Source organism: Brevibacillus laterosporus DSM 25 (assembly GCF_002706795.1).
Lineage (GTDB): Bacteria > Bacillota > Bacilli > Brevibacillales > Brevibacillaceae > Brevibacillus_B > Brevibacillus_B laterosporus.
Map to the genome: position 1 here is coordinate 700,001 of NZ_CP017705.1, position 11,148 is coordinate 711,148.

At 41.4% G+C, this 11,148-nt stretch carries 6 protein-coding genes, 7 tRNA genes and 1 rRNA gene (1 of these 14 running past the window's edge); 2 read left to right on the forward strand and 12 right to left on the reverse strand.

The genetic code is table 11. The features are described 5' to 3' along the window. From BrL25_RS03385 to BrL25_RS03420, 8 genes are all read right to left on the reverse strand, one after another. Positions 1-5, reverse strand: a 16S ribosomal RNA gene (locus BrL25_RS03385) (it extends 1,531 nt beyond the left edge of the window). A 175-nt stretch (positions 6-180) separates the two neighbouring features. Continuing rightward, a tRNA-Arg gene (locus BrL25_RS03390) sits at positions 181-257 on the reverse strand. Between the two features lie 20 nt (positions 258-277). After that, positions 278-354: transfer RNA gene (locus tag BrL25_RS03395), tRNA-Pro, on the reverse strand. A 6-nt stretch (positions 355-360) separates the two neighbouring features. Beyond that, positions 361-437, reverse strand: a tRNA-Arg gene (locus BrL25_RS03400). A 29-nt stretch (positions 438-466) separates the two neighbouring features. Further along, a tRNA-Lys gene (locus tag BrL25_RS03405) sits at positions 467-542 on the reverse strand. A gap of 6 nt (positions 543-548) precedes the next feature. Beyond that, a tRNA-Thr gene (locus BrL25_RS03410) sits at positions 549-624 on the reverse strand. A gap of 31 nt (positions 625-655) precedes the next feature. Next, positions 656-732, reverse strand: a tRNA-Asp gene (locus tag BrL25_RS03415). Between the two features lie 58 nt (positions 733-790). Beyond that, a tRNA-Glu gene (locus tag BrL25_RS03420) sits at positions 791-867 on the reverse strand. 410 nt (positions 868-1,277) lie between these two features. Between BrL25_RS03420 and BrL25_RS03425 the strand changes: the two genes are divergently transcribed. Beyond that, positions 1,278-2,579, forward strand: a complete 1,302-nt coding sequence (locus BrL25_RS03425; RefSeq protein WP_018673575.1) for an NCS2 family permease — start codon at positions 1,278-1,280, stop codon at positions 2,577-2,579. 127 nt (positions 2,580-2,706) lie between these two features. Here the strand turns inward: BrL25_RS03425 and bluB are convergent, their stop codons facing one another. The 3 genes from bluB to BrL25_RS03440 form a co-directional block, all read right to left on the reverse strand. After that, complete coding sequence (gene bluB, locus BrL25_RS03430; protein WP_018673576.1) at positions 2,707-3,360, reverse strand: 5,6-dimethylbenzimidazole synthase; 654 nt, start codon at positions 3,358-3,360, stop codon at positions 2,707-2,709. Between the two features lie 153 nt (positions 3,361-3,513). Continuing rightward, positions 3,514-4,719, reverse strand: a complete 1,206-nt coding sequence (locus BrL25_RS03435) for a hypothetical protein (protein WP_018673577.1) — start codon at positions 4,717-4,719, stop codon at positions 3,514-3,516. Between the two features lie 19 nt (positions 4,720-4,738). Continuing rightward, positions 4,739-9,334, reverse strand: a complete 4,596-nt coding sequence (locus BrL25_RS03440) for an immunoglobulin-like domain-containing protein (RefSeq protein ID WP_018673578.1) — start codon at positions 9,332-9,334, stop codon at positions 4,739-4,741. Positions 9,335-9,821: 487 nt separating this feature from the next. Between BrL25_RS03440 and BrL25_RS03445 the strand changes: the two genes are divergently transcribed. Next, positions 9,822-10,196 (forward strand): hypothetical protein, encoded by a 375-nt coding sequence (locus BrL25_RS03445; RefSeq protein WP_236847743.1) that lies wholly within the window; start codon positions 9,822-9,824, stop codon positions 10,194-10,196. 20 nt (positions 10,197-10,216) lie between these two features. On the opposite strand, the gene BrL25_RS03450 is transcribed toward BrL25_RS03445, so the two are convergent. Continuing rightward, entirely contained in the window at positions 10,217-11,089 is an 873-nt protein-coding gene (locus BrL25_RS03450; RefSeq protein ID WP_018673580.1) for a hypothetical protein, read from the reverse strand. Positions 11,090-11,148: the final 59 nt, after the last annotated feature.

Sequence of the window (11,148 nt, forward strand, 5' to 3'; positions counted from 1 at the left end):
ATTAAAGTAGTTCTTGATCAAAGCTTCAAAACTTGCTTGGCTAGTGTTTCTATCAAACATTTTACTGTTCAGTTTTCAAAGATCATTTTTAAAGTACAATTCAGTATTATTCCACAATCAAACTTGTTTGTCAACCTTTTTCCTAGCCCGCTTTTTTGTACCTTCTATTTTTAGAAGGAGTGGCGTCTCAGGAGAGACTTGAACTCCCGACCGACCGCTTAGAAGGCGGTTGCTCTATCCAGCTGAGCTACTGAGACATAGCACCAATTCATTTTAATGGTCGGGAAGACAGGATTCGAACCTGCGACACCTTGGTCCCAAACCAAGTACTCTACCAAGCTGAGCTACTTCCCGTCATGATGGCGTGCCCTGAGAGATTCGAACTCCCGACCTTTTGATTCGTAGTCAAACGCTCTATCCAGCTGAGCTAAGGGCACATTAAAAATTAAATTTATACATGTAAAAATGGTGAGCCATGAAGGACTCGAACCTTCGACCCTCTGATTAAAAGTCAGATGCTCTACCAACTGAGCTAATGGCTCTCAATATGGTGCCGGCGATAGGACTTGAACCCACAACCCCCTGATTACAAGTCAGGTGCTCTACCAATTGAGCTACACCGGCAAATTAAGGATATGAAGCTTTTCAAAAAAGATGGCGGAGCTGACGGGACTCGAACCCGCGACCTCCGGTGTGACAGACCGGCGTGAACTCCAACTTCACCACAGCTCCCTAAAAATCTTTCTTCAAAAAAAACCAGAAATCTAATCCATATATTTTAATGAAGAAATGGTGACCCGTAGGGGATTCGAACCCCTGTATGACAGCGTGAAAGGCTGCTGTGTTAAACCGCTTCACCAACGGGCCATATACAATTTTATTATGTATTTCTTGGGAACGAGATTTAGTCTACCACACACAATTCAGTATAGTCAATGGTTTTTTAAAATTTTCTTTACAAAAAACTTGTGTAAAGAATTGCTATCTATCCCTAAGCAAAAAAACTAAAAAAGAGCGACTTGAAAAAGTCGCTCTAGAATAATCCACAAAATCAATTGTTACACTACACTTATCATATAAATTTATTACGATAATTGCTAGCTCCAATTGATGGTTTAGTCAATTGCTTTACCATAAATAAACATCTGATTCTATGGTCACTGGATTTATCATAAATGATTTTCACAAAATAACGCTCCTCATCTTGCACAAACGATAAATTACGTATAATATCTATTTTATTGAATTTAATATTCGGATTTAGGGGGCTGTTCTACTTGTTTCAACTAGAAAAACATAAATCCTCATTCAAAAAAGAGTTAACTGCGGGGTTTACTACATTTTTTACAATGGCTTATATCATGGTTGTCAATCCTCTCATCTTATTAGATGCGGGCGTTCCTTTCCAACAAAGCTTCACGGCAACAGTAATAGCAGCCATGATCGGAACACTTATCATGGGACTTTATGCAAACTATCCTATAGCAATTGCACCTGCAATGGGTTTGAATGCATATTTTGCTTATTCGGTTGTAAAAACAAATCAAGGACTTGATTACCATATTGCTTTTTCAGCTGTATTTGTGGCAGGGATATTATTTGTCATCCTCTCCCTTACGCCTTTGCGCTCAAAATTAATTGAGGCCATCCCTAGTAATTTAAAGTATGCCATTACTGCTGGGATTGGACTTTTTATTGCGTTCTTAGGATTACGTATGAGTGGGTTAATCACCGCTCATCCAAGCAATTTGGTTGCATTAGGTGATCTACATTCTCCTTCTGTCGTACTAGCTCTAATCGGTCTTTTGATTACCCTAATATTTTACTCACTGAATATAAATGGGGCTTTATTTTTTGGAATGATTCTTACTGGTCTAATCGCTTTTCTAACAGGCCAACTTCAATTTACAAACGGTTTTATCGCTATGCCTACACTTCCTGAGGGAATCCTTGTCTCAAATCCTGTAACAGCCTTTGGAGATGTCCTTCATTATGGTCTATATTCAGTAGTATTCTCTTTTTTACTTGTTACACTGTTTGATACGACTGGTACAGTCCTTGGAGTAGCTGAACAAGCAGGGCTTATGAAAGATAATAAGCTTCCAAGAGCTGAGCGTGCCCTGTTATCAGATTCTGTCGCTACTTTATTCGGTTCCATGCTAGGAACATCTCCTACTTCTGCTTATGTAGAATCTGCTGCTGGTGTTGCTGCTGGCGGTCGTACCGGACTTACTGCCGTATTTATTGCCCTGTTACTCGGAATTGGTGCTTTTTTTGGTCCATTAATTAGCTCTGTATCAGGATTGTCTGCGATCACCGCTCCTTCGCTCATTATCGTTGGCTCATTGATGGTTGGCAGTGTTCGTCACATTAATTGGGAGTTACCCGATGAAGCTTTTCCTGCTTTCTTGGTTTTGTTGAGCATGCCGCTTACCTCCAGTATCGCTACTGGGATCTCACTAGGGTTTATTTCATACCCACTGATGAAAATTCTAAGAGGTAACTGGCGTCAAGTTCATCCTTTGGTCTATCTATTTGGCGTTTTATTTGCTTTTCAGCTAATCGCTGTGCCTCACTAATAGATACAAAAAAGAAGCCGGGATATAAATCCTGGCTTCTTTTTTACTAAACAAGAACCTAACGTACATTCTAATTCTTATAATTAAGACCGCTCTAGTATCCAAAGACTTGGTTGCCATTACATCTTTATTTTTGTACGCCCCACTCGTTTTGAAAAATTAATTCCTGCAAATTACGCCGTTTCTCCCATTGAAGAACTTCCAATAACGGACGGTCTGGGTACTCATTTGTATAACCTAGTGAAAGTAAGGCCACTGGTTCAATGTGTGGAGGTATTCCCAGGATTTCACGAACATCGGCTTTCTTATAAAAGCTAACCCATCCAAGTGCAATTCCTTCTGCACAGCTAGCCAACCACATATTTTGAATCGCACATGCTACTGACAAGACATCCGTTTCTGGAATTGAATTACGACCAAGGACGTGCGCACCTCCCCGCGTCGGATCATTTGTAATACAGATGGTCAGGGGAGCTTCTTGTAGCCCTTGAACTTTGATCCCCATAAAACGATCACTTCGATCTGTACCTTCATAATGAATAGCCAGTGCACGTCGTTCTTTGTCTGCAGCATAAGCTAGCTTATCTTTGATTTCTTGCTCTGTGACCATTATAAAATTCCATGGTTGCATAAAACCAACAGAAGGAGCATGATGCCCCGCTTCTAAAATTCGTTGAATAGCATCTTCAGGTAATGGTGTCTTCAAAAAACTTCGAATATCCCGTCTCCCTTCAATCGCTTTATACACGCCTTGTTTTTCTTGTTCAGTAAATTGAAGCATTTTGCTTATCTCCTTAGATGTTTTTTTGTTCAAGTTACTCATTTTTAGAAAAAAGTAGGAGTCGAACTTCACCAAGCGTTTGGAGTATTTTTTCTCCTCTCTAATCGTACAAAAAATCTCCCACCAACAGTAGGAGATTTTTTGTGACAATTTTTATTTTCCGTAAGAACCCTTAGCAAAAGTACTAGGATCCCACCATTTATAACCAGCGGCAGGAGCTGACCATGGCTCTTTTTGTGGTTCAATCGTTTGGGAAGGTATTTCATTTTCTGGACCAGTCGTAATGAGCGGGGTCATCGTATCCAGCTTTAAGCCTTGCACCTGTTGAAGGTTTTCGTAATTCTCTTGTTTGGCTAACCAATTTATTAGGTTAATAAGTAGCACAGCGTCGTCTTGCTCTTTGAAACCATCATAGGTTTTCTTCTTTTGACCATTTTCCTCACGTAGATACTTCGGTGTAGCATCTTCTACCGGAGAGGAGTCACCAATGAAAGCAGCTTTACCTTTTCCAAGCTTAGCGATGGCTACATACGGTCCTTCCTCCACTCCACCGCCTTTATATACACCTTTATCAACAGAATTTGCCCATTTCGCATTCGTTTTTGGCAAATAAACGATTCCTTTCGCTTTTGTCGGCTCAACAATAGCAAGTGTACTACCCGCGTGCATTGCTACGCTAGACACACCTTCTGTAATTCCTAAAGCTTGCGCAGGGCTCACAATGTTATTTGCATTTATATCTCCAAGCGCATTGTAGCGAAACCTAATGCCAAAGTTATCAGCCAGCCAATCGGAGCTAGCTACCCCTTGCATTGCTTCAGAATTACGCTCTGCGTCACTCATTCCTTTAGCCGGATCAGTCCACGCTCCACGACGATATCCATTCATCACTTCAGAGGCATCCCACCGATTCTTGTTACGATCCGCATTATAGTGATCACCAATAAAGAAGATACTACCGCCATTTTTTACAAATTCAATCATTGCTGCTTGTTCGGATACTTTATAAGGAATGTTGGCCTCACCAATGACAAACACAGCATATTCTTTCAGATCGTCATATACAATCGGCATTGATTTGCGTAATTCCTTCACATCATAGCCGGCTTGAGCAATCGCATTAGCAAAGTCAGAGAAACCACCATCAATAACCCAATCTGCCGCTCCTGCTGTTTGTCCATGCGTATTGTCAAATAACACCTTTTTGCCGAGAGGGGTACCCTTTGCAGAGATAAACGGAGCTGAATCTTGAGGACCTTCAGCCCATACTGAACTTGTGAACAAAGTGGAAGCTGCTAGTGTAAGAACAATAGCCCCCTTCCAAACCTTCTTAGCTAGAAAATAAGATGAACGAAACATCGTAGATTCCTCCTTATCGTTATGGTACGAGCTGAATATGTGTATAGGTGGCGATTCCTTTTTTGCTAAAATACGCTTTATCATGTAGTATCCCAGTGATTTTTACTTTTTTACCAGCAGCATTTGCCACAGCATACGGTCCATTACGGTCTGCATTGACAAATTTTACGATCAGCGCATTCGTAGTCTCGTCCCCTGGTTGATCAGCAAGATAAATACCATAACCAGCAAATTGCGCATTTGGCTCAACCGTTTGTACGTACGCCTCAAGTGTAATTGTTATACCTTGTGGTAGAGCTAAGGCTTGAGCTACTGTCAGACCCGCTTCCTCCTCTGTCACCTGCAATGTTAAACGAACCTTTTGCGCATACCCTTCGATTGTTCCCTCAAAGCTGAATGTTCCTAAGCTACTTGTATCTGCTACATTCGGATTCCAGCTCCCTACTGGTACTTGCTGTTTACTGCCATTGCTCATCGAGGCCAATACGGTCGTAGGTAAGGTGTAATTCGCTCCTTTTCGTACGGAAGCAGTAATATCGTCAACACTGATGATGCTTGGTGCTCCTGTTGATTCTGTTACCAATACATAGACTGCTTCACTCTCATACTGAGTTGCTGAATTGCTGGCAATGATTTCGAGTACAGTTCCCACTGGCTGCGCTGGAATTTTCACATTGAAAGCTCCTAGCTGGTCTACCTTGCCAGTGCCTACTAATATCGTTCCTGTACGAATTGTAACGTCTGTTCCCGGCTTAGCTGTGCCAGTTATTTGCGTGTCTGCTGCTGTAATCGGATGAACAACAGGTACATCCCCTAAAGGAGTTACTCTAATAGAAAATACTTTCTGTAATTGGGCAGACCCTAACTTAATAGTAGCGATTAGCACCACGTCTGTGGCCTTAGAAACAGCAGCTCTGTTCACATGTCCGTTTTCAATCTGCACGATGGTTGAATGGGCGTTGTCCTGCAAACTCCATTGGATCGAAACATTGTTTGCACCCATCTTTGGTAAAGAAACGCTTGTAGCCGTACCATCATAGGTTACGTTCAAACTTGCTTTCACTGTCTCTACTGCTTCCTCGTCCGTGATTGTTTGAGCAGGTACGGTAAGCAAGAACATTTTCGTATCACTGCTGGTCCCTTTTTTGAGGGTAGCTGTTAAGGTCACTTTTGCATCTGGCGAACCCTTTGCTGGGCGAGTTACTTTTCCTTGCTCCGAAATAATAGCTGGTTGATCAGATACCCAGGTAATTGCCGATCCATAAGCACCACTGGTAGGCAAAATCACATCAGTACGAACTGTGCCACTCTCATCTCCTACGGACAGAGAAGCTTTATCTGCGGCAACTCGATCTACATCAGTAAGTCCACTGCGTAAAATAACAATATCTTTTACAGATCGTGGGTATACCTGAGCGGTGCTTTTAAAGATAGAAGCAATTCCAGTTACATCCACCACGTCTTTTTCACGTAATTCAGGCAAGCTGACGCCGTACTTCCCTAAAAAAACTTCGATTGAACCAGTCGAGGTCGTCACTACAAGCTTACTAGGGGAAACCTGTGAAACGGTTGCTTCTGCCAAGCGAACCAGCATTCCCTGCTTGTCTACTAGTTGGTTTGCTTCTACAGAAATAGCTTGAGGTTCAGTGAACGTACCTGTGATCGAGAATTCGGCTTGCATAATTTCTACTTCTCCGTTGTACGTATCTTTCAAGCCTTTTGAAATGGTAATCATATCTCCTGGTTTCACTGGAGTTTGTGTAGCAGGTTGGAATACCAGAATACCTGCTTTGTCATCTTGTATATAAAAACTGTTTCGACTGTCTGAAACCGTACTTACCACACCTGTAGCTGTCACGATCGGGGTTTTGTCTGGTAATTGACGAATGGTTAACAAGCTATTTTTTTCGTCAGTAGGTGCCGAAGTATAACCAGCTTGTTCTGCTTCTTGCGTACTATTAAAGAACAGACGATTTTCTACAGCAACCTTCTGAAAATCGAAAGGCTGTACATAGGTTTTTGTACTAGCATCGCCAACAGGACGGCTTAGTGTCTTTTTCTGTTCACGAGCACGGAATTCAAACGGTAATTCAGTCAACGGGTCTTGTGCATTCCAAATACCAATTCCTGCTTGTTTTGCTTCCTTGACGGCTTTAGAGTACTGCTTAAATGTCTCATCCTTGACTGGCCAGATGATATACATGCTGGCATATCCATCTCTCACCATTTCCAAATTAACGTTGCGACCATCTGCAAGAATTACTTCTGCTAAAAGACGACCGTATGCATCAATGGGCGTGGACGCTGGTTTAATCGTAATCGAGTCCCCTGGAGCTATTAATTTTTTTAAATGGTGTTTAGCACGTTCTCCATGAGCTTTTTGGTTTTTATCTTTACTGCTATCGTCTGTACCGTTGTAAACCTTGGTATAGTCAAAATTAGGATCTTTCATATGGTAGGTTTCCGCCGTATCCATATTTACAAATCGAACCGTATCTACCCCAAGAACCGGCTGAGACAAGTGAATCGTATCGCCATCCACCACATCCTTCACAACAGAAGGAAAAGCTTCTCCTGGCTGAGGAGCTGGCGGTTGATCCTGTAATAAGTTCAAATCCGTTTGTTTACGTGGAAGTATTTGATACAGTTCATTATATTGAGCTAAAACACCCTCCACTTGATACCACTGACCTGCCGTGAGCTGTGCTACGTCTACGCTCTCTTTCATAACACGAACTGTAATCCCTTGGAAATTCTCATCAATCATACGTAAGTTATAGCCCCCACCAGATTCACTGCTCGGAACGGATAGTAAATATACTTGTGAGGAGATCAGCATTCCTTCGTATTTTTCCGCTAGAGCTACTTCATTAAGTTGGGCTACTGTCAAGGATTTTGCTTCAGGCACATGATTCCCTGTGCTTATCACCACGATATCCGCTGATGTTTCTGGGGTAATTTCTGTCAAATTTTTATAAACAACAATTTTACCTGTTACTTGAACCAAATCTCCTTCTTTTACATCTGGATAACTGGCCCATTTACTTGCAAACAAATTAATACCTGCTGTCTCGTCCTGTATATACGTGGACAGCTTTCCTCCGCCAATCGAAGCGTTATCCGCTGTTACGATACCTTGGAGAGTTACAACTTCATTTACTCGTTGTTTCAAATCTGCGATCGTAGCAATACTAGCTACCAACGACTCCGATACAACTTCTTCTGTTAACCGATTACCAGCTACATTTTGAATCGTATTGGCTTGAAGACGAATCTTATTATCGCTTCCTCGTAGACCTTGAGCCAATGAAACGATTAGTTTTTGCCCATCAAAGGAAACATGATCCCCTTCTTTAAGAGGAGCGAAGTCACTTCCGTCTCTTGCTATTTGAATGGCCCCACGTAACGCGTCCTCGGAAACAGCCGAGGTAATTTCTTCATCAAAACGTAAGGTAATTCGTTTATTATGTTCATCTAGCTTCGCATCCAAGTACATAGGTGCTTTTTCGTTTTTGGAATCTTTGAAATTTATGGAAAATTCTGGTGAAACTAAATGAGTAATAGCACCAAATACCATATCATGCTTCACAATTACGTACACATGATCAACGCTGTCTTTAGCCTCATGTCTCACAGCTTTCCCCGAGAAGGTGATTCTAAGTCGATCATCTCCTTCCAGCTTAGCTGTATAGCTGAGTCCCTCTGGTAAGCCTTTTACTTGTACGCTTGATTTAAAAAACAGAGGCAGGAACTTGGCATGATGAAGCTCTACTAGAAGTGAGTCGGCAACACCTCCATCATTAGCATCCGATTCATGTATGCTACTAGTAGACAAGGTGATGGATGGACCAGGCTTCTTTACTACGACTGGAAACAGTGCAATTCGATGATCTACCTCCGCTTGGATAATGGCTAGTCCAATTGCTTTTGCTGTAACCACACCATCTTCATTCACTGTAGCGACTCGCCTGTCTGAAGAACTCCAATTCACTACTTTTCCTTCAATCTCTCTTCCTCTACTATCAATTGCAACCGCTTTCAAAGTTAGACTTCCATCTAAAGCAGAATCGATCTCTAGGATATTATCGTCTGCTAGGTTGTTTATCTTAACAGCAAACACTTTGCTAGAGGTAGCCTGTACAAGAAATGGTTTTGCTGTTTTTTTCGAGCCGTACGCCTCAACACGCACAGTCACCCGTTTATCCAGCTCTCCGCCTTTTATTGATTCAAAATGGACACGGGCAGTTTTATTAGATTCATCCCAAACGAAGTCAGTCGCTTCTAATGAAGACCACCCTTCAAAGATGTTCTCTTTGACTGAAAGCTGAAAATTCCCTGGTTCCGGCGTATCTTCTGGGATATCAGATAACGTGATTGTCATCTCCCCATTGACCGCAGATACATCCCTCACCTTCACCTTCTTTTGTTTTACATGTTCAATCACTTCTTGGGGTGTTATTTCTTCTTGAGATGTTACTACTTCTTGGGATGCGACTTCTTCTTGCACTTCCGATGTGTCTGCCGCTTGTACAGCAGCTGGTAGGCTAAATGAACATACCATACAGAGAACCATGAAAACATTCAACCATTTCAAATGCCTTTTTCGCTGTGACAATTCATTCACTCCTTTTGGATCATTTTTTTGAAAAATAACGATAATGAGATCTGCCAGTATATTCCCTATTTCAGAAAAATAGGAAAAAATATTCTGGTATTTTCACTATATGGTAGAGTTTCACTTTTTACATGATCATTTGGTAGGATTTTTTCAAAAAATGAAACTTTTACGATCATTCTCACTGTTATTATAAAATGGTAATGTGAATTTTAGACAAAGCTAGTATTAGGAAATTGTAAAAATTTTCTAAATTCAAATTCATAAGCTCTGAACTTGTATCAGGGTAAACGGACTGAGCATAGACCGTTTTAATGAACTCATGCGGTGTTACTCTCGACTTTTTTAGTTGTATTACTGTCACCATGGTGGTTTACTTGGCAAAGGTATTACATGTTTAAGCTTTTCAAAAGCAGGCAAATTCCTGAAAAAGATGGATGCTTACGGGGAAAACACGAAACGTTTCCCGGGAAAGGATATTTACATCATGAAAATCAATGTTTATTACGACTACTTAGAAAATCATTTAGCTCCTCTCTGGTATGTCATTACTTTTCGGGAAACCGAACTTGATTGGAACAAAGAGCGAGCTTATATACCGATTACAGCCCCTTTTCAAAGAAAAGAAGCAGAAGACTTCGATCCAGATTTATTAGGACTTACTGTCACATTAGGAGATTTGCTGGTTCATCCTGAAAAGCCAGGAAAGTTTGGGATTAATCTCAGAGCCTTGAAAGAACAGGCTGAAAGGCATGGGGTGGATCATCAAGAAATTAGACAGTTTGTACTTCAGGTCGGGGATATAGAGGAGGTGTTGCAAATGAGACTACTAAGTGATAAAAATACAGGCGCCACTCGTTAAGAGCCGCGCCTGTCTGTTGCTTATTTATTTGTTTTACGAATCCATTCCAACACACTATCTCGCAAGTTGTTGGAATATTTTTTACCTGGTTTTTTAGCGTCAAATCCATTTAAATACTTAATGGCTTCATCAATGTATTTATTGGCATCCTTTTCATAATCACGCATGTCTTCTAAATCGTCCTCATCAGAGCTTTCCAGCCAATCCTCAAAAGTACGTACTGATTTTTGCTTATATTTTACTGCATCATTTAGCAATTCAATGACGTCATCCATTCTCCGTCTATCACTTTTACTTAATTTGTCTCCCATTTCATCAGACAAAGCCTCCATCCGATCCCGCATAATTTCGATCGGAACTGTTGCATACGTATACGTCTGTTTTAGCATACCCACGTTAGGAGTAACATTTTGATTTAATTTACTGTAGATCGCTTTATTTAACGTATCCGTTGTCTTTTTCATCTGGGATGCTAGCGAGGCAATGTTCTGTAAATCCTGGAGCATCATGCCCGAATGGTAATTCTTGGATTCGTAGGGAATGCTTTGCATTAAGGTGTTTAGAACATCTTTATTCCCCATTACGCGTTGAGCTTCCTGAGTAAGAGCCGCGGAACCCCCTGCTCCCCCAAAGAACAGATGTGTTACAAAAGTGGCATCATCCTTCAAGTAAGCTAATTTACGCAAATTTTGCAACGGTTCAACCGGAACATATACCTTGCCGTCTATTACAATTCCACGCTCGTTAATGGGGGAACGATCTACCGTCAAGGCTACCTTTTGGTAGTTTCCCTCTTGCCCATATGGACTCACTACTTGAGTTGCCGCGAAAACGGTTGTGCCTCCAATCGCAAGCAATGCGGCAGATAAGGCAACTAACTTCAATCCTTTCATACAACGTCCTCCCCTGTGATTAGCAGAAAACCTTCCTTGTAACCAGAATGGCCAGGAAG